This is a genomic window from Brevibacterium sp. LAARM2_SD2 (genome assembly GCF_057364785.1).
In genome coordinates, this window is sequence record NZ_JBNFOM010000011.1 from 1 (window position 1) to 19,735 (window position 19,735).

Annotated in this window: 15 protein-coding genes and 2 pseudogenes; 11 read left to right on the forward strand and 6 right to left on the reverse strand. The window is 69.4% G+C overall.

Going from position 1 to position 19,735, the window contains the following annotated elements; all coding sequences use genetic code 11:
* The 3 genes from AC2W7K_RS08665 to AC2W7K_RS08675 all read left to right on the forward strand — a co-directional run.
* Positions 1-349: nucleotide-binding domain containing protein (locus AC2W7K_RS08665; RefSeq protein ID WP_486006012.1), on the forward strand; the 349-nt coding region annotated here is incomplete at its 5' end.
* Positions 350-393: 44 nt separating this feature from the next.
* On the forward strand, positions 394-1,440 hold the full coding sequence (pdxA, locus tag AC2W7K_RS08670) for a 4-hydroxythreonine-4-phosphate dehydrogenase PdxA (protein ID WP_344251329.1): 1,047 nt from the start codon (positions 394-396) through the stop codon (positions 1,438-1,440).
* Entirely contained in the window at positions 1,440-2,162 is a 723-nt protein-coding gene (locus AC2W7K_RS08675) for a DeoR/GlpR family DNA-binding transcription regulator (RefSeq protein WP_198498313.1), read from the forward strand. The genes pdxA and AC2W7K_RS08675 overlap by 1 nt, the downstream gene beginning before the upstream one ends.
* Positions 2,163-2,232: 70 nt before the next feature.
* Here the strand turns inward: AC2W7K_RS08675 and AC2W7K_RS08680 are convergent.
* From AC2W7K_RS08680 to AC2W7K_RS08690, 3 genes and pseudogenes are all read right to left on the reverse strand, one after another.
* Positions 2,233-3,139, reverse strand: a pseudogene (locus tag AC2W7K_RS08680) (dioxygenase family protein).
* A 69-nt stretch (positions 3,140-3,208) separates the two neighbouring features.
* A pseudogene (locus AC2W7K_RS08685) lies at positions 3,209-4,234 on the reverse strand (maleylacetate reductase); the annotation flags it as partial.
* Complete coding sequence (locus AC2W7K_RS08690; RefSeq protein ID WP_198498312.1) at positions 4,231-6,060, reverse strand: FAD-dependent oxidoreductase; 1,830 nt, start codon at positions 6,058-6,060, stop codon at positions 4,231-4,233. The gene AC2W7K_RS08690 and the pseudogene AC2W7K_RS08685, both read right to left, overlap by 4 nt.
* Before the next feature lie 152 nt (positions 6,061-6,212).
* Here AC2W7K_RS08690 and AC2W7K_RS08695 point away from each other — a divergent pair, with 152 nt between their 5' ends.
* Positions 6,213-7,223: an AraC-like ligand-binding domain-containing protein gene (locus AC2W7K_RS08695; RefSeq protein WP_486006013.1), complete on the forward strand. Its 1,011-nt coding sequence runs from the start codon at positions 6,213-6,215 to the stop codon at positions 7,221-7,223.
* Here AC2W7K_RS08695 and AC2W7K_RS08700 read toward each other — a convergent pair.
* A complete protein-coding gene (locus tag AC2W7K_RS08700; RefSeq protein WP_198498310.1) occupies positions 7,213-7,932 on the reverse strand; it encodes a FadR/GntR family transcriptional regulator in 720 nt (239 codons plus the stop codon). The two genes, AC2W7K_RS08695 and AC2W7K_RS08700, sit on opposite strands and share 11 nt — an antisense overlap.
* 97 nt (positions 7,933-8,029) lie before the next feature.
* On the opposite strand from AC2W7K_RS08700, the gene AC2W7K_RS08705 reads away from it, so the two are divergent.
* The 7 genes from AC2W7K_RS08705 (at position 8,030) to AC2W7K_RS08735 (ending at position 16,866) form a co-directional block, all read left to right on the forward strand.
* Positions 8,030-8,908 carry a VOC family protein gene (locus AC2W7K_RS08705; RefSeq protein WP_198498309.1) on the forward strand — a complete coding sequence of 293 codons (879 nt, stop codon included), beginning with the start codon at positions 8,030-8,032 and terminating at the stop codon, positions 8,906-8,908.
* 58 nt (positions 8,909-8,966) lie between these two features.
* A complete protein-coding gene (locus tag AC2W7K_RS08710; protein WP_198498308.1) occupies positions 8,967-9,809 on the forward strand; it encodes a fumarylacetoacetate hydrolase family protein in 843 nt (280 codons plus the stop codon).
* 331 nt (positions 9,810-10,140) lie between these two features.
* The gene (locus AC2W7K_RS08715; protein WP_198498307.1) at positions 10,141-11,025 is read left to right on the forward strand and encodes a universal stress protein; all 885 of its coding nucleotides are present in this window, start codon (positions 10,141-10,143) and stop codon (positions 11,023-11,025) included.
* A gap of 1 nt (position 11,026) precedes the next feature.
* Positions 11,027-12,544, forward strand: a complete 1,518-nt coding sequence (gene pdxR / locus AC2W7K_RS08720) for a MocR-like pyridoxine biosynthesis transcription factor PdxR (RefSeq protein WP_198498306.1) — start codon at positions 11,027-11,029, stop codon at positions 12,542-12,544.
* Between the two features lie 171 nt (positions 12,545-12,715).
* On the forward strand, positions 12,716-14,089 hold the full coding sequence (locus tag AC2W7K_RS08725; protein ID WP_232623541.1) for an aspartate aminotransferase family protein: 1,374 nt from the start codon (positions 12,716-12,718) through the stop codon (positions 14,087-14,089).
* Between the two features lie 7 nt (positions 14,090-14,096).
* Positions 14,097-15,263 (forward strand): phosphotransacetylase, encoded by a 1,167-nt coding sequence (locus AC2W7K_RS08730; protein WP_232623540.1) that lies wholly within the window; start codon positions 14,097-14,099, stop codon positions 15,261-15,263.
* Positions 15,264-15,279: 16 nt separating this feature from the next.
* On the forward strand, positions 15,280-16,866 hold the full coding sequence (locus AC2W7K_RS08735) for an APC family permease (RefSeq protein ID WP_198498304.1): 1,587 nt from the start codon (positions 15,280-15,282) through the stop codon (positions 16,864-16,866).
* A gap of 53 nt (positions 16,867-16,919) precedes the next feature.
* Here AC2W7K_RS08735 and AC2W7K_RS08740 read toward each other — a convergent pair whose 3' ends face one another.
* Positions 16,920-18,674 (reverse strand): cobaltochelatase CobT-related protein, encoded by a 1,755-nt coding sequence (locus AC2W7K_RS08740; RefSeq protein ID WP_486006014.1) that lies wholly within the window; start codon positions 18,672-18,674, stop codon positions 16,920-16,922.
* A 1-nt stretch (position 18,675) separates the two neighbouring features.
* On the reverse strand, positions 18,676-19,653 hold the full coding sequence (locus tag AC2W7K_RS08745) for an AAA family ATPase (protein ID WP_198498302.1): 978 nt from the start codon (positions 19,651-19,653) through the stop codon (positions 18,676-18,678).
* Positions 19,654-19,735: the final 82 nt, after the last annotated feature.

Here is a 19,735-nt window from a genome sequence, read left to right on the forward strand (position 1 = left end):
ACCGTCGTCCGATCAGCCTCCCCTGTGCTGCTCGGCAGTCTCACGCGCGCGCGCGGAGGAGACGACCCGCCGGCTCGCCGCCATCGCCGAGCTCATCATGACCTCCCCGGCCGTCACCGGCCTCTACACCACCGGCGGGGACATCACCGCAGCGGTGATGCGCGCGGTGGGCGCCGTCGGGATGGAACTCGAGCGGGAGATCATCCCGCTCGCCGTCGGCGGTCGCCTCGTCGGCGGACGCGCCGACGGCCTGCCCATCGTCACGAAGGGCGGTCTCATCGGCGACTCCGACACGGCAGCCCTCTGCCTCGACTACCTCATGGCGACCTCCCGGGTCGGGCAGGGATGAGCCCGATGCCGACCACCGAGACCGCACCACCGAAGGAGTATGACATGACCGCACCCATCCTCGCCGTGACCGTGGGAGACCCCGTCGGGATCGGCCCGGAGATCACCGCCCAGGTGCTCGCGGAGTTCTCCGCCCGCGACGACCAGCACGGCGTCGCCGTCGCCGATCTCGCCGTGATGAGACGCGCCGTCGACGTCCTCGGCCTCGACGTCGAACTCCGCCCGATCACCGACTTCGCGACCGCCTCGGCGGGAGAGGGCGTCATCGACGTCTTCGACATCGGCGTGCTCGGTGACGACCTGCCCGACTGGGGCGTCGTCGACGCGCGCGCCGGCCGTGCCGCGGTCACGGCCATCGAAGTCGCGACCAGGGCGGCGATGGATGAGGAGATCGCCGGCATCGTCACCGGACCGATCAACAAGGAGGCCGTGTGGCAGTCCGGCTCTGAGCACCTCGGGCACACGGAGATGCTCGGCGAGCTCACCGGGGTGACGAAGCAGGACACGATGTTCGTCGTCGAGAACGCGAAGGTCCCCGACCACAAGCTCCAGATCTTCTTCGCCACGCGGCACATGTCGCTGCGGAAGGCGATCGACGCGCTGTCCGTCGAGACGCAGATCGATTCGATCGAACGCGCCCATCGCGCCCTGCAGCTCTACGGGGTCACTGCGCCGCGGCTCGCCGTCGCCGCCCTCAATCCGCACGGCGGGGAGAACGGGGCGTTCGGGGACGAGGAGATCGAGATCCTCCGCCCCGCCGTCGAGGCCGTCAACGCCGCCGGTCGCTTCGACGTCGCCGGACCCATCCCCGCCGACTCCGTCTTCCACCAGGGGCTGACCGGGCGTTTCGACGGGATCCTCTCGCAGTACCACGACCAGGGGCACATCGCCTCGAAGACGTACGACTTCGACGGCACGATCTCCGTGACCGTGGGCCTGCCGATCCTGCGCACCTCCGTCGACCACGGCACGGCATTCGACATCGCCGGACAGGGACTCGCCGATGCCGGCACGATGCGCTCGGCCTACCGTGCGGCGATCGGCTATGCGCCCTTCGTCGACGGCATCCGCGCGGAGTACCTGCCGCGGTGATGGCCGTCCGCAGCAGCACGGCCAAGCGCCGCGACGACATCCGGTCCCGGCTGAAGTCGGGGGCGTGGTCGATCCCGCGCCTGGCCGCCGAGCTCGGAACCTCGGAGTCGACGATCCGGCGGGACCTGCGGGAGCTGGCCGACGCCGGTGAAGTCATCCGCACGATCGGCGGGGCGACCGCCGCCGGGTACGTCGAACCCCCACTCGGTCAGCGGATGGAGCAGCAGGCCGAGGCGAAGGACGCGATCGCCGCCCACGCCCTGAGCCACGTAAGCGCGCAGGTGCGCACGATCTTCCTCGACGCCGGATCGACGACCGTGCGGGTGGCCGAGCGTCTCCGCGACCGCGACGACCTCACCGTCATCACCCGGGGACTCGAGATCGCGCTGACGCTCGCGCACCCGAACGGTCCGCGTGTGACCATGGTCGGCGGTGAGGTCTCGACCCTCTCGCACGGGACGACGGGGGCGCTGAGCGACCATGCGCTCGCACGCGTCCACGTCGACGTCGCGTTCCTCGGCGCCGACGCCGTCGACCCGGACGTCGGCATCGGGGAGCCGACGCTCGCCGAGGCCAGGACGAAGGAGCTCATCGCCGAGCGCGCCCGCAGCGTCGTCGTCCTCGCCGACTCCTCGAAGTCCGGTCGCGAGGTCGCGGCCTGGGCGCCGCTGCCCGACGGGTGGATCTGGATCGACGAGACCGGCACGCGAGCCACCGGGTGAGCAGCGGCGGCGCCTGACGCCCCGGCGTCGTCACTCGACGATCTGCCCGGTCGTCGTCGCCCGGTCGTCGTCAGACGCCTGCGGGAGCGAGCACGATGTCGAAGCGCGTGCGCGACCACGGCAGGTCACCGAGGTCGCGGCCGTCGGGGGTCGGGGTGCCCGCCGGCTGCTGCGCGAAGTCCTTGATGAGGGAGTCCTTGACGCCGAAGACCGAATCGCTGGTGAGCAGTTCGTCTCCGGAGACGAAGATGTGGGTGACGAGCGTGCGCAGGCCCGGGGCCGTGACCATGAAGTGGAGGTGGCTCGCCCGCATCGGCGAGCGCCCCGTCGCCGCCAGCAGCCGCCCCACCGGTCCGTCGTCGGGAATCGGGTACGGAGTGGGGGTGAGCCCCCAGAACCGGAACGACCCGTCGTCGTCGGAGAACAGATGCGCCCGCCCGTAGACGCGGTCGTCATCGTGCTGGACGTCGTAGAGGCCGTCCTCGTCGGCTTCCCAGACCTCGATGCGGGCCCCGGGCACGGGAGCCCCGTCGGTGTCGCGGACGACGCCTTCGACCCAGCACGGCTCTCCCACTCCTCCCCCGGCGATGTCCCCGCCGGCGGGGATGAGCGGGGGCGTCGTCGACGAAGAACGGTCCGAACACCGTCGCCTCGGTGGCGTCACGGTAGGGCTGGTTGCTCACGTTGATCGTCTGCATCGATGCGCCGAGGACGTCGGAGAGGAGGATGAACTCCTGCCGGCGGTCGTCGGTGATGTGTCCGACGTCGGTGAGGAAGCCGATCGCCCGGTTCCATTCGTCCTCGGTCAGCCGCACGTCGCGGATGAGTCCGTGGAGGTGGGTGACGACCGCGGTCATCAGCTGCCGGAGGCGGTCATCGGGGGTGCCCGAGAACGAGGCGATGACCGTGTCGATGAGCCGCTCCTCGACCTCGGCCGGGGTGAGCCCGGCAGCGTCCTCGGCCGCCTCGGCGGCGATGCCGGTCCCGCCCGGCGACCCCTGCGGGGCGACGGTCTGGGGCTCATCGCCGCGCCGGGCGGCGGTGAGCAGCGCCGTGAGGTTCTCCCGCGTCACCGGCTGGGGGTTGTCGCCGGGGATCGCTTCGAGGGCGAGGTCGACCGCCTCGGCGATGTCACCGGATGCGAATCCGAGCTCCGACAGTGCCCGCGGGGCGCCGACGGCCTCGCGCAGCCGCTGGAGTCCGGCGACCGCGGTCTCGGCTCCGAACGCCTCCGCCATCCGCGCCTCGGCCTCGGGCACGGCGGGGGCGTTGAAGGCGAGGACGTAGGGCAGGACGATCGCATGGGTCTGGGCGTGCGGGAGGTCGAAGGTGCCGCCGAGGACGTGGGCGATCTTGTGGTGCATGCCCGATCCCGCCGAGGCGAAGGCGACGGCGGCGAGGTAGGCGCCGTAGAGCGTGGACTCGAGCCCCGTCAGTGCGGAGGATTCCGCGCCGAGCTGCGGCAGACCCTCGCGCAGCGCCCGGATGCCTTCGAGGGCGAGCGCCCGGTTGATCGGGTCGGCGGCCGGGGCCCACAGCGAGTCGATGCAGTGGGCGAGGGCGTTGAGGCCCGAGGCGACGGCGAGGTCGTGGGGCAGGTCGCGCAGGAGGTCGGCGTCGTAGATGACCGTGCGCGGCAGCACCGCATCATCGACCCCGGTGCGCTTGCGGCCGTTCTCGGTGCGCCCCCACACGTTCGTCGCCTCGGAGCCGGAGAACGTCGTGGGCACGGCGATGACCGGGATCCGCGTCTGCAGCGCGACCGCCTTCGCCAGCCCCGTTGCCGAACCGCCACCGACGCTGACGACGAGGTCGATGTCGCCGACCTCGGCGGCGGCCACGGCACGATCGGCCACCTCGGCGGGCACGTGCATGACGACCTCCCGGTGCCACAGGGCGACCGGGAAGTGGTCGGCGAAGTCGGTGACCTTGTCCGCGGCGGATCCGGAGACGATGACCATGACCCGTTCGGCCCCGAGGCGCTCGACCTCCGCGGCGACTGCGGCAGCGGCCTGCCCGGTGCCTAAGACGACGCGCTGGCCGAGGGTGGTGTGCGTGAAATCGAAGGTCATGCGATGTCACCGAGCCTTTCGTTCGAGTCTGCCGGTCCCGTCGCCAGGATAGCGGCGAGAGCTGAGGTGAGCTGGTCGGCGGCGTCGTCGGGCAGGGACGGCACCCGCCACGCGACATGCTTGTCGGGACGGACGAGGATCGCACCGTCCTCGGCGACGTCGCGGAGGCGATCCCAGTCGAAGTAGAGGTCGGTGACGTCGCGGTCGGGGCCGATGACGACGGTGCCGATGTCGACGCCGAGGCGCTGCCCGGCCGCCTGCGCCGCCTCCTCCCAGCCGGCGCCGGTCGTCCCGGTGATGAGGGTGAACCGGGTGTACGGGGCGAGGTCGTGGGTGGAGAGCTTCTCCCGCGAGTTGCCGACCCAGGCATGGGGCAGGCGCACGCCGGGATCCGTGCCGGCCTGGTAGTAGAGCTCGGGGTCGCGCGGGTTCTCCGTCGGGTCCCGGTCGTCGGCGACGACGGCCGTGGAGACGTAGCGCTGTCCGAGTTCGACGCCGTGGGCGTTGAACTCGTAGTTCTTCACCTCCATCGCCTCCCTCACCTTCGTCCGCACGGCCGCGCCGTCTGCGGTGGCGTCCTTGCGGGCGGCGATCGCCTCGTTCATCTCCTCCTCGGTCTGGTCGGGGGTGAGCCCGAGGGCGTCGAAGAGCTGGGCGAACTCACGACCGGACTTGTTCGCGCGGGTGACGATCTGCTCGGCGACCGGGGCGCGTTCGGCGCTGTAGGTCTCGAGCAGGTCCTCTCCGGCCTCTCCGCGGAGGACGGCCGCGATCTTCCACGCGAGGTTGTAGGAGTCCTGGATCGAGGTGTTCGATCCCAGTCCGTTCGACGGCGGGTGCTTGTGCACGGCGTCCCCCGCGCAGAACACCCGGCCCGACTGGAGTCGGCTCGCATACTGTTCGTTGTTGCCCCACAGGGAGATCCCGGTGATCGTCGCCTCGAGGTCGGGGTCGCCGATGAGGTTGCGCACGATCTGCAGCGCGTCGGCCTCGGTGACCTCCGGCGGTCCCTGCGCGATGTCGAAGCCCCAGACGATGAGCCACTCGTTCCACGGTCTGACCATGCGAACGAGTCCCGCGCCGATGCCGCCGATGTTCGATCCCGGCTGGATGACCCAGTAGAGGACCGAGGGCCGGTGCCCGACGAGCGTCTCGAGGTCGGCGGTGAAGGTGATGTTCATCGATCCGGCGATGTCCATGTCCCCGACCATGGGCAGGTCGATGTCGGCGGCGACCTTCGACCGGGCGCCGTCGGCGCCGATGAGGTACTTCGCGCGGATCGTCAGCTCCCGGCCGGTCAGGCGGTCGAGGACCTGGACGTCGACGTGGTCGGGATGCTGGGTGTGGGAGAGGTATTCGGCGGAGAAGCGGGCCTGCGTGCCCCGCATCGTCGCATTCCTCACGAGGATCGGCTCGAGGTGGGTCTGCGGGATGTCGCAGTTGAGCGATGGGGAGGCGAGTTCGTAGTCGGCGTGCCGGGCCGGGTGGTTTCCCCAGGTGAGGATCCGTCCGATCTCCTCACCGGCGAGGGACGTGCAGAAGACGGTGTCGCCGATCATCTCGTGCGGGGTCGCCTCGGCGAGGACCTGGTCCTCGATGCCGACGTCGCGGAAGATCTCCATCGTCCGCTGGTTCGTGATGTGCGCCCGCGGGGTGTTCGCCGTCCACCGGTACTTCGTGATCATGATGTTGGGGATCCCGAGGGTCGAGAGGAACAGGGCCGCTGACGCCCCCGCCGGACCCGAACCGACGATGAGGACGTCGGTGTCGACGATGTCCCCCTCCGGGGTGGCTGTCTCTGCGACTCCGTCGTCGAAGATGACCATGGTGACTCTCCTTGTCGTGTGGTGCGGTGGTTTCCGCGTGGCCTCGAGGGTGGCACGGGCCGGTGCGCGGGGTCATCTCGCCGAGGTGATCGTGGCCGAAATCGTCAAAAAGCTGAGATCCGGCTCACGCCGTCACGGCTACGATGAGAGGCATGATCGCCAGCGCGGGAGACCCACCGGTGCGCGCGCGGTTCTCCACCGACGCCGCGCCTCCCGCGCGCCGCGTCGAGGACTGGGAGGCCTACCATGCCGCGGCCCTCGTGGGCCTGCGCACCGTCTCCGCCGGCGGCGCCGCCTTCCGCGCGGTGACCTCGACCCTCGACCTCCCGCAGGTGCGCATCGCCAAGGTCACGGGCACCCCGCATGCCGTGCGGCGCGGGCCTGCCGAGATCGCCGGCCACCCGGCGTCCGGGGCCCTGCTCTATCTGCCGCTGCGGGGTGCGAGCACGTTCGCCCATCGGGCGGGACAGCTGACGCTGGGACCCGGCCGGGGCATCGTCGTCGACGGTGACACCGCGTCGCGCGCGGCCTCGGGGCCGGGGGTCGACGAGCTCGTCGTCCGCCTTCCCCGCCGCACGCTCACCGATCTCACCGGCCGGTCCTCGTGGCCGACCCCGACCGCCCTCGACCTCGACGACTCCGCGAGCCCGACCGCACCGGGCAGGGCTTTCGCCGAGGTGGCCGAGGGCCTCATCGACCGACGCCTCGGCGGGGGTGCGCCGCTTGAGGGGCGGCTCCTCGACCTGCTCGGCAGCGTGCTCACCGCGGCCTCCCCCGGCGGGAGCATCGTCGAGGAGGCGCTCACCGTCATCGCCGATCATCACCGCGAGCCCGATCTCGGTGCCGCGCGCATCGCCGGGCACCTCGGGGTCTCGGAGCGGCAGCTGACCCGCATCCTCGCCGAGGCGGGGCTGAGCGTGCCCCGCGCCGTGCTCGGTGCCCGCCTCGACACGGCGGCCGGGCTGCTTCGCCGATCCGCGCGCCGCGGGCCTGAGCATGGCCGAGGTCGCTGCGGCCAGCGGCTTCCGGTCGGCGGCGCAGTTCTCCCGCACCTACCGCGACCGCTTCGGCATCAGCCCGCTGCGCCACCGCCGACAGCTCGCAGCCGAGCTGCCCGGCAGCTGACCAGGGACCCGGCCGGTGAGCGAGGTGTCATCCGTTGAGGTTGTGGAGGGCGATGAGCTCGCGGGCGCGCTCACCGTCGCGCGCCGCGATCGCGTCGACGATCTCGACGTGGAGGTCGTAGCGGGACCGCACGTACTCCGGCAGCGGGGCGTCAGCGCTGCCGGCGATGCTCACCGCGTGGTCCTCGAGCAGCCCGAGGACGCCGAGGTAGACGGATCGCAGCATCTGGCTCGGCGACGCCTCGGCGATGACGCGGTGGAGCGCCCAGTTGGCCCGGGCGAACTCGAGGTGCTCGCCGGCGTCGAGGGCCGCGCGCATCCTCTCCAGCTGCCCGCGCATGCCGGCGATGTCGGCCGGCTGCGCGGAGGTCACGGCGTCGTCGATGAGCAGCGGGTCGAGCGCGTCGCGGATGCGGATGGCGTCGGGGACGGAGGGCTCGGCGGTGTCGAGGGCGAGCATCGCGTTGCCGAGGCGGGCGATCGCGGACTGCTCGTCGACGAAGATGCCGCCCCCGGGTCCGGGCTTCATCGTCACGTATCCGCGTGCCTGGGCGAGCGCGAGCGCCTCGTTGAAGGTGCCGACGGACACCCCGCATTCGGTGCGCAGCGTCTCCTTCGTCCCCAGCCGCGTGCCCGCCGCATGGCGCTGGGCGATCGCGATGATCATCGCCGTCGCGGTCTCCGTGCGGCTCGCCGCTGTCCCGGCGGACGTCGCCGCCGCCTCGGCGATCTGCTTCGTCGCAGGCATCGCCACCTCCTTGTCACGTCACCCTTGATTATCCACGATTCACTGCTATCGTAATCATCATAATCATTATATCGATTAGCTCAATGAGGAGTACGGCATGACCGCACAAGGATCCATCTCGGAAATCGGCTACGTCTCCCTGCTCACCAGGGACCTCCACGCCTCGATCTCCAACGCCGTCGACGTCTTCGGTCTCGTCGAGACGGAGTCGACGGCGAAGAAGGCGTTCCTCACCGCGCAGAACAAGCACCACGAGCTCGTCTACACGCAGTCCGACCAGGACGCCGTGGACCACCAGGGGCTCGTCGTCGAGAACTCCGCGGAGCTCGAGGCGATCCGTGCGAAGGTCGACCGCGGCGGGTACACGATCGTCTCCGAGCAGCCGATCGAGGACCACATCGAGGAGGGCTTCGCCTTCGTCGGCCCCGAGGGCTTCACCTGGCAGATCTACACCGAGAAGCTCGACTACAGCATGCTCAAGCGGGGCACGACCGCTCCTGATCGCCTCGGGCACACGAACATCCAGGTCCTCGACGCCCCGGCGCAGACGGAGTTCTTCAAGGACGTCTTCAACTTCGCCGTCTCCGACCAGATCGGCAACGAGCACTTCTTCCTGCGGTGCAACAACGATCACCACGGGGTCGCGATCTTCACGTCGAACAAGACCGGAATCCACCACCACGCATGGCAGGCCGGGAACGTCTACGATCTCGTCCGCCTCGGCGACCGCCTCGCCCGGCGGGGTGCGCGCCTGGCGTGGGGACCGGTGCGCCACGGGGCCGGCGACAACGTCGCCGTCTACTACGTCGAACCGACCGGTGCGGTCATCGAGTACTACTGCGACATGGAGACGATCCGCGACAAGGACCGTCCCGCCCGGCACTGGGACCCCGACGACCTCTACTGGATCAACCAATGGGACGGTCAGGTGCCCGCCGACATCCTCGACCACGGGATCCCCAACCGGCAGCGCTGACCGCCGCCCCATCCACCCTGTCATCAGCTCAACCTGTCACCAACAGAGAAGGACACCCATGAAACTCGCCAACCACAACTCCCGCGCCGTCATCGTCACCGGCGACAACCAGGGCATCGATGTCGCCGCGGCCAGCGACGGCCGGTTCGGCCCCGAGATCCAGGATGTCTACGATCAGTGGGACGACTTCCTCGCCTGGGCGCCCGAGGCGACCGGTGAGACGGTGACCATCGACCCGCAGCAGCTCGGCGCGGTCTCCCCGCGTCCGCTGCAGTCGATGGGCGTGGGACTCAACTACGCCGAGCACGTCACCGAGAGCGGTTTCGACACCCCGGAGAAGCTGCCGCCGGTGTTCCCGAAGTTCCAGTCCTCGCTCACCGGTCCGTTCACGACCGTCAAGCTCGTCGCCGACGGACGGAACGACTGGGAGGCCGAGCTCGTCATCGTCATCGGACGCGAAGCCCACGACATCGCCGAGGGCACCGGATGGGACTACGTCGCCGGCGTCACCGTCGGCCAGGACCTCTCCGAGCGCGCGATCCAGCTCGACGGACCGGCCCCGCAGTTCGGCCTCGGGAAGTCCTACCCCGGCTACTCGCCGACGGGTCCGTGGCTCGTCACCCCCGACGAGCTGCCCAACCGCGACGACCTCGCGATCTCCGATAAGCTCGACGACGAGGTCGTCCAGGACGGTCGCACGAGCCAGATGCTCTTCGACGTGCCCTCGCTCGTCGAGAAGCTCTCGGAGATCCTCACCCTCCATCCCGGCGATGTCATCTTCTCCGGCACCCCGTCGGGCGTGGGCTTCACGCGCGAACCGCCGAAGCTCATCCAGCCGGGGCAGGTCCTCGAGACGACGATCGAGGGCATCGGCACGATCCGCCAGGAGTTCGTCGGCTGAGTCCCGGGTCCGATCGGGTCGGGGCACCGGGTTCGTCCTGATACGAGACGATCGTCCTGACTCCAGAGGTTCGTCCTGACATGAGAGGGGGCGGAGGCGCAGGCCTCCGCCCCCTTCTGCGTGCTCTCTCGACAAACCTGTGCGTGCTCTCTCGAAAAACTGGAACGCTGCGAGGAGAATCTCCGCAGAATTCGAAACCAAGTTGCCTTTGCTCATCTCTCATGCCGAACGAGGTTGTGATCGCTTCGCCCTCGCCCCTATAGTGACGAGCATCGGCGCGAACACCGACGTTCTCGATGCCGACTCGTTTCGACCTGCCGGAGGGTGAGCCATGCGCTATGTAGTCGGACTGACGAAGGACAGCCGGGGCCGCGACGCGATCTCGCTGGCGACGACCCTGGCGCAGTCGCTGGACGACCCCGGTGCGGTCGAGATCGATCTCGTCCACGTCATCAGCGGCGCACACCCGGACGATGCCGCCACTCCTCAGGAGCGGGAGTACCAGCGCCTCAAGGCCGACGAGGCCGAGGAGTGGATGGCGAAGTCCCTCTTCCTCATCCCGAAGACCCTGCGGGCGCGCGCGACGATCCACTTCGCCGACTCGATGGCGGAGGGGATCCTCGAGGTGGCCGCTGTCAGGCGCACCGATCTCATCATCGTCGGAGCGGCCAGTCACGGACCGTTCCGCCGCTTCACCGTGGGATCCGTCGCCAATGCGCTTCTCCACACCGCCACCGCCCCGGTGGCCCTCGCTCCGGCAGGCTACCTGCCGCCCAGCGATCTCACCCGCATCACGTGTGCGCTGGGCACGCGGACCGGCGCCGAGGCGGTGCTCCAGGTGGCCGTCGACTCCGCCGTCCTCCATCGCGTCCCTCTGCGGATCATCTCGCTCGTCTCCCTCGACGCCGTCCCCGCGGCGAACGCCCCCGACAAGCACGCCGAACGCGTGCTCGAGGAGGCATCGGCCAGCGTCGACGGCGCCGTCGACGTCTCCGTCGACATCGCTCGCGGGCGCTCGACGGAGGCCGCGATCGAGAGCCTCGACTGGAGCGAGGGAGAGATCGTCCTCATCGGATCGAGCCGACTGGCGCAGCGCCACACGATCTTCCTCGGCACCACTGCCAACAAGATGCTCCGCAGTCTGCCCGTGCCCATGGTCGTCATCCCCCGGTACCATCCCCTCGACGGTGCGGACAGTCCGTCCCAGCCGATCTGAGATGAGCGCGACTTCCGACGATCAGCACGACCGTCGCCGGACCGAGATCCGATCGCCGATCGAGATCAGCGCCGCTGCCGATGAACCCCTCTACCGGCAGCTGCGAAAAGCTCTCGAGCATCAGATCATGTCCGGAGCGTTCAACCTCGACACTCCCCTGCCGTCGTCCCGGACGCTGGCGCGCGAGATCGGAGTCTCCCGCAACACCGTCAACGCCGCGATCCAGGAACTCGTCGCCAGCGGGCTCGTCGAAGCCCGGTCGCGCAGCGGCCACTTCGTCAATCGCGAGCTCGTCGAGGGAGAGACGGACGCGACCGAGCCGGTGCCGGATCGAGCGGAGTCGATCGACTGGGCCGCGAAGGTGCGCGTGGGGGCGGACGCCGCACTGCCGGAGATCGTCAAGCCCAAGGACTGGCGCTCCCGCCCGTACCCCTTCGTGGCGGGCCAGATCGATCCCGAGGAGTTTCCCCGCCTCGCCTGGGCGAAGGCGCTGCGCACCGCGATGGATCCCGAACATCTCTGGCACTCCGTGCGCGATGCCGTCGACGAGGACGATCCGATGCTCGTCGACATGCTGTGCCAGCGGATCCTGCCGGCGCGCGGCATCCACGTCGGCGCGGAGAACGTCCTCATCACCGCCGGCTCGCAGCAGGGGCTCGATCTCCTCGCGCAGATGCTCATCCACCCCGGGATGCGAGTCGGAGTCGAAGACCCCGGCTACCCGGATGCCAAGCACTCCTTCGCCCGGATGGGAGGCAGCCTCGAGGGCATCCCCGTCGACCGCCGGGGAATGGTCGTGCCCGACAGCCCGCCCGATCTCCTCTACGTCACACCCAGCCATCACTGCCCGAGCAACGTCACCCTCGACTCGGCACGGCGCCGACACCTCCTCGCGCAGACGCGCACCGCCGATTCGCTCATCATCGAGGACGACTACGATTCGGAGTTCCGCTACCGCGGCAAGCCCACCCCTGCACTCAAAGCACTGTCGGGATCCGATCACGTCATCTACCTCGGATCGTTCTCCAAGTTCCTCGCCCCCGGTCTGCGGCTGGGCTACATCGTCGCCGATTCCGGGCTCATCCGACGGCTGCGCACCCACCGCCGCTATTCCATCCGCCACGTCTCCGGGCACACCCAGCGCGCCATGGGTCTGCTCATCGAATCCGGGCAGTACCAGCGCACCGTCGTCCGCCGCCGCACCCACCTGCGGCAGAAATGGCTGCGCCTGACCGAGGCGCTGACGGCCGAGCTGCCGTGGACGATCCCCTTCCCGGCCGGCGGGGTGAGCGTCTGGATCGCCGGTCCGCCCGAGCTCGACGCCCGCGACCTCGCCGCCGAATGCCTGCGCCGCGGGGTCGTCATCGAAGGCGGTGACGCGTTCTTCCTCGATCCGCAGGGCTCGCGCAACCACTTCCGCCTCGGCTTCTCCGTCATCGGACTGGAGGCGATCCCCGCCGGTGTCAAGGAGCTGAGATTCGCGCTCGAATCCCTGCTCGGCAGTCCTCTGACCAGCTGAGATGCCGATCCCCGCGCTGGTACCAAAGAAATGCCACCGGATTGGGGCTTCAGCCGCGGGCCCGTCGACACCAGAGTGAGACCAGGATCACTTCCATCGATGATCCCGGCCGCACACACCGTCGTGGCGGCCACGACTGCAGGATTGGAGAGTCGCGTGACGAACTCGGATATGAGAAGCCGTGCACAGAAGCACCTGTTCCCCCACTTCACCACCGGGAAGGTGTGGAACGACGACAGTCTGCCGATCATCGTCGGCGGTGAGGGAAGCTATCTCACCGACGAGAACGGCGACCGCTACCTCGACGGCCTGGCCGGCCTCTTCTGCGTCAACATCGGACACGGGCGCACGGACATCCCGCAGGCCGCGTTCGAGCAGATGAGCCGGCTCGCCTACTGGACGAACTGGGGCTCGGCCCACCCGGCAGCCATCGACGCGGCGACCTTCATCGCCGAGCACGCCCCGGGCGACCTCGAGACCGTGTTCTTCGTCAACTCGGGGTCCGAAGCCGTCGAGTCAGCCGTGAAGTTCGCGCGCCAGTACCACGTCGCGCAGGGTGAACCGCAGCGCACGAAGATCATCGCCCGCGACATGGCCTACCACGGGACGACTCTCGGGGCCCTCGCCGTCACGGGGATCCCGGCCTACAAGGCACCCTTCGGCGATCTCATGCCGGGCGTCTTCCACGTCCCCAACACCCTCGGCGAGACGATCCCCGAGGGCGGCACCGCCGCGGATCTTCCCTCGATCCGCGCCATCCGCGAGCTCATCGAGGCTGAGGGAGGCGACACCTTCGCCGCGCTCTTCGCCGAGCCCGTGCAGAACTCCCGCGGCGCTCTCGTTCCTCCCGACGGCTACTGGCAGGAGCTGCGCAGGATCTGCGACGAACACGGGATCCTGCTTGTCGCCGACGAGGTGATCACCGGATTCGGGCGCCTCGGCGAGTGGTTCGGCTCGATCAAGTTCGACGTCGTCCCCGATCTCATCACCTTCGCCAAGGGCTCCACCTCCGGCTACGCGCCCCTGGGCGGGGTCATCATCCGCAGACCGCTGGCCGAAGCCGTGCTGTCCTCACCGCAGGCGGGCCTGTTCACGCACGGCGCCACCTGGGGCGGACACCCCGTGAGCACCGCGGTCGCCGTGGCGAATCTGACGGCCGTGGAGAACGAGAACGTGCTCGGCAATGTCCGCAGCCTCGAACCCTACTTCCAGAACGGCCTCGACCGGATCGTCGAGGACCATCGCAGCATCAGGGAGTATCGGGGGGCCGGATTCTTCTATGCCATCGAGATGATGGGCGATCGGGAGACCGGTCGCGAACTCACCCCGGAGGAGTCGAAGACCGTCCTCACCGAGGTGATCCCCGCGGCGATGAGAGAGGTTCAGCTCATCACGCGGCCGGACAACCGCGGAGCGACGATGCTCGTGCTCTCCCCGCCGCTGACTGCCGACCAGGACGTCCTCGACGACCTGCTGACGAAGGTCGACCACGTCATGAGCGCAGTCGACGCCCACCTCGGCGCCTCACTCCTCACCGCGGTCTGAGGCAGCGATGAGCAGCTCACCGGTCGCCGACGCCGCGCCCGACCTCGCCGGGGAGCCGACCGCGATGCCGGACGGCATCGACGATCTGCTCGTGACGCGAGTGCGCGAGGAGGGTGCGGGGATGCCCGCACCCCGGATCATCCTTCCCGAGGGGGACGATGAGCGGGTGGTGCGTGCGGCCGGTGTGCTCGCCGACCTCGGCTTGGCCCCCGTGCTCATCGGCGATGCGGGCACCGTCGGCGCCCTCCGCGCAGACGGTCCGCGTCGGCCGGTCCTCCCGACGGTCGAGGCGGCCGACCTCGCCCACGGTGCGGCCGGCGCCGTCATCCGGGCGAAGGCGGTGGGACGCCATGCGGGAGCGGCCGACACCTGGCTGAGCGATCCCGTCCACCTGGGAATGGCCGCAGCGGCGGCCGGCATCGGGGACGTCGTCGTCGCCGGTGCGACCCGCCCCACGGCCGACGTCATCCGCTCGGCGCTGCGCATCCTCGGTCTGGCACCGGGCACCGCGCTGCTGAGCTCATCGTTCCTCATGAAGCTCGCCGACGGCCGGTATCTCGGGTTCGGCGACTGCGCCGTGGTGCCGAACCCGGATGCTGCCCAGCTCGCCGCGATCGCCCGCGCCACCGCGGACACCTTCACCTCGATCACCGGGGAGTCGCCGGCAGTGGCGATGCTCTCGTTCTCCACCGCCGGCTCGGCCGATCACCCCGACCTCGAGATCATCCGCTCGGCGACAGCCGCTCTGAGCGCCGCGCACCCCGATCTCGAGGTCGACGGGGAGCTCCAGTTCGACGCTGCGCTCATCGACTCCGTGGCGCGCGCCAAGGCGCCCGAGTCGACGGTGGCGGGGCACGCCAATGTGCTCATCTTCCCCAATCTCGCCGCCGGCAACATCGGCTACAAGATCGCCGAGCGCCTCGCCCATGCGCAGGCCTTCGGGCCGCTGCTCCAGGGCCTGGCCTCGCCTGTCAACGACCTGTCCCGCGGGGCGAGCGCAACCGACATCGTCAATGTCGCCCTCATCACCGCCCTCCAGCATCTGACGACGCAGAGCCGCGATCGGCGCTCCGTCGCAGATCCCACTCAACGTGCGGCCGCGCGGCGCACCGGCGCCACGGGCACCCGCCCTCAGCGCTCCCATTCACCGCGCCGAACGATCACACGTTCGTGATTGAAGAAGAGGTTCCATGTCCGAGTCAACAGAGCATTCGACCCCGCAGACAGCACCTGCCGTGACCGCACACCACGATCAGCCCGAGCGGCTCGCGAAGACGCTCAAACCGCAATGGGTCTTCGCCATCGCCCTCGGCTCGGCGGTCGGGTGGGGAGCGTTCATCCTTCCCACGGACTGGCTCGCCACCGGAGGACCGCTGGGCGTGCTCTCCGGCTTCGGCATCGGTGCGGCGCTGATGATCGTCATCGCGGTCAGCTACGGCTTCCTCATCCGCACCTTCCCGGTCTCCGGCGGCGAACTCGCCTACGCGCTCATCGGCTTCGGTCGCGTGCAGGCGTTCTTCGCAGGATGGTTCCTCACCTTGGGCTACATCTGCATCGTCGCCCTCAACGCCTCGGCGCTGGCTCTCCTCTTCCGCACGCTCATGCCCTCGATCATCGAAACCGGATATCTCTACACGGTCGCCGGATGGGACGTCTACCTGCCGGAGGTCCTCATCTCGATCACCGCGCTCGTCGTGTTCGCCCTGCTCAACATCCGCGGCAGCGCGATCTCCGGCCGCATCCAGTTCTGGGCCTGCGTGATCATGATGGTCGCCGTCGCCGCGATCCTCATCGCCGTGCTCGCCAGTCCGGTCTCCGTCATGGCGAACATGTCGCCGAGCCTGCCCGACGGTGTCAACCCGTCGGCGGCGATCTTCGCCATCGTCGCCATCGCCCCGTGGGCCTTCATCGGATTCGACAACGTCCCCCAAGCCGCAGAGGAGTTCGACTTCTCCCCGAGCAAGGCGATGCGGCTGATCATCCTCGCCATCCTCGCCGCCGCGGCCCTCTACATGGCGATGGTCTTCGCCGTGGCGGTCGCCGAACCGTGGCAGGAGCTCGCGACGTCCGGATCGGCGTGGGGCACCGCCGAGGCGGTCACCGGAATCATGGGCGGCTCCGGTCTGTTCCTGTTGGCCGTGGCCATCACGATGGGGGTGAGCACCGGCCTCAACGGCTTCTACGTCTCCGCCAGTCGCATCCTCCTGGCGATGGGCCGGGCACAGATGATTCCGCCGGTCTTCGCCCGTCTCCACCCGAAGTACAAGACCCCGCACATCGGGATCCTCGCCGTCATGCTCATCTGCCTCATCAGCCCATGGTTCGGCCGTGCCGCACTCACGTGGGTCGTCGACATGTCCTCGATCGGCGTGACGATCGCCTACCTCTACACCTGTCTGTGCGCCTTCCGGATCTTCCGCCCCAGCAGCGAGACTCCGGCCGCGGATGCTCTGCCGGGCACCTACTCGACGGTGAAAAAGGTCCTCAGCGGTCTCGGAGCCGTCATCGCGGTCTTCTTCATGGGCCTGCTCCTCATTCCGGGGTCACCCGGAGCCCTGGGCAGGGAGTCCCTCATCGCGCTGGCCGTCTGGATCGTCATCGGCATCGTCTTCTTCGTCTCCCGAATCCGGCACAACCGCCGCCTCACCGACGCTCAGGTCGACATGCTCGTCCTCGGCAACGAGCGTCCGGCACCGACCCGCTTCAGGGAACGCGCGCAGCTGCGCCGTGAGGGTGCACTGCCGCAGCCCGACGACGAGACCTCACGCGAGGGCTGAGAGTCCGCACGCCACGGCGGTCATGCCTGAGCACCCGGTCAGCCGGGGAACGCTCAGACATGACCGCCGTGGCGTCCCAGCGCGGTCCTCAGGGCCTCGACGACCGCGCGGGTCGAGGCGCGATCGCCGAGAGTCTCCGGCTCAAGGGCGATCGCCGACTGGTAGAAGTCGGAGACGTCGCATCCGAGGCCGACTCCGATGAGGTGACGGTCCGGACGCGCCGCCGCCGCGATCGTCGCAGCGAGGTCCCTCGCCAGATAGTCCTCGTCGTTGGCCTCCGCGGTCGCCCCGTCTGCCGGACTGCCGTCGCTGACGACGACGAGCACGGTGCGCGCGGCATCGACCCGGTCGAGGCGCGTGAGCGCCCAGCGCACCGCTTCCCCGTCGACGCCTTCCCGGTAGAGCGAGAGCTTGAGCAGGCCGGCGAGAGCGAAGCGGGCCCGGCGGGCAGTGGTGGCGGAGTCCTTGAAGACGAGGTGGTCGACCTCGTTGAGTCGACCGATGCCGGCCGGGGACCCGGACCTCTGCCAGGACCTCTTCGGTCGTCCGCCGTTCCACGCGCCGGTGGTGAAGCCGAGGACCTCGGTGACGACATCGAGACGGTCGAGGGCCGTGACGAGACCATCGAGGAGAGCGGCGAGTCCGGCGGCGTGGGGCTTCATCGACACCGAGCAGTCGAGCAGGAACGTCACCACGGTGTCCGGCTGACCCGTCGTCGTCACATCCCTGAAGACACGGCGCTCCCCCGGTGAGGTGATGAGGCGGGAGAGTCGGCGCGGATCGAGGACTCCGGATTCACCGTCCTCGAGGTCGCAGACCTCGACCGGAGCGGCGACGACGGGCTGGAGTCGGCTGATGATCGGCGCCACCGGCGCTCGCCGGTCCTGCGTCTGCTCATCGAGCTGCCGACGCAGATCGCGCAGCTGCGCCGGGCGGACGACGTCACAGATGTGACGGGTGCTGTCGAAGCTCGCGTCCCAGATCGCATAGCCGCGGCCGGCCGATCCCGGCGACTCCGGCGACCCGCCGGGAGCGGCGAAGGGACTCTCGGAGACATCGAGCACGAGTGAGAACGCCGAGGCGGTACCCCTGCGGCGCGGTCGGGTGCCCTGGCCCCACTGCTCCTCGTTCTCGGCCATGCGCGCCGCGACGAACGCGGCGAAGTCGAGCGCGGCGGGAAGGAACGCCGACTGGGACGTCCGCGTCCGTCGCAGGCGGACCAGCAGCTCACCCATGTCCGCGGCGAGATCGGCTCGGGTCGCCTCGATGAGGTCGACGCAGTCCTCGCTGATCGGCTCTCCGGTGAGCGTCGAGCGCGCGACCACCGTGATCGTGAGCAGAAGGATCCCCTGGTGGGTCTCGTGCAGGCGCGAGCCGAGGAACTCCCGGCACCACTCGGTGTGCCGCTGCGCGAGATTCTGTCGCACCCCGGGCAGGTCCGCCAGCGCCTCGCATCGGAACTGCTCGAGGACCTCGACGACGAGCCGCTCCGCCGTCGAGTCCGGAAGGGCTGACCTGTGATCGCCGAGGTCGCTGTGGCGCATCCGCAGCGCCATCGCATCGGCGGCTCCGCGCAGGGAGGAGAGGCCGGCATCGGCCAAGGAGGGATAGAGGTGCGGAGCGTTGAGAGGAAGTCTCCCGTGGGTGTCGATCGGACGGGCGCCCCAGCGGTCGAGGTCGGAGTCTCCCGACAGCGCCCGCAGCACTCCTGCCAATGTCCGGTCGATGCGTCGCTGCTCGTCGGCGCCCCGCGAGCGGGACCGGTCGGCAACATCGCGGTGTCCCCGCGGTCGGGTCGACGGGTCCATCTCAGTCCACCGACAGCGAGGTCAGCACTGCGGGATCGGTGCCGAAGCCGCGTTGGAGGAATTCGCCGAGGAGAACGTGCTCGGACGGGTCGCAGCGGTTGGCGAAGGAGAACTTGAAGGCGAGTTCGACGTCGTTGAAGATCAGGGCATTCTGCGCCCAGGAGATGACGGTGCGCGGAGACATGAGCGCGGAGAGATCGCCGGCGGCGAAACCTGTCCGGGTCATGTTCGCCACGGACACCATGGTCTCCGCCGTCTCCCTCCCGAACCGCTCGACGAACCCGGGCACTTGGCCGGTGACGACCTCGTACTCACGCTGCGGTGTCAGATAGTCGAGCTTCGCGACGATGCCCCACCGGTCCAGCTGGGCCTGGTTGAGTCGCTTGACGCCGCTGTAGAGGCCGTTGAGGTTGCCCAGTCCGACGGTGTTCGCCGTCGCGAAGAGCCGGAACTGGGAGTGCGGACGGATGACGCGGTTCTGTTCGGTGAGCGTGAAGAGACCCTCCCGCTCGAGCAGCCGCTGGATGATGAACATCACCTCGGGCCTGCCTGCGTCGTACTCGTCGAAGATCAGCGCCATCGGTCGGCCGAGGGCGAACGGGACGATGCCGTCCTCGAAGCGGGTGCGCGGATGGCCGTCTTCGATGACGACCTGGTCCTTGCCGACGAGATCGGTGCGGGAGATCTGACCGTCGAGGTTGATCCGCATGACCGGCCAGTTGAGCCGTGCCGCGACCTGTTCGATGTGCGTGGACTTTCCCGTGCCGTGCAGACCCTGGATGAGGACGCGCGAATTGTGGATGAACCCCGCGAGGACGGCCCGGGTCACCTCCGGGTCGAAGCGGTAGTTCGGATCGATGTCCGGGACGAGGCTGTCGTCGCCGGTCAGCCGCGGCACCTGCAGGTCGCTGTCGAGGCCGAAGAGCCGACGGGCGGATTCCCAGGTGATCGAGTCCCCGGCCGGCGTGGGGTCGGACATGGTGCTGAGCGGATCCGTGGCGGTGCGCATGGTCGGCGCTCCCTTCGTCTGGCGTTCCCCGAGGCGAGAGGCGGTCCGCTCC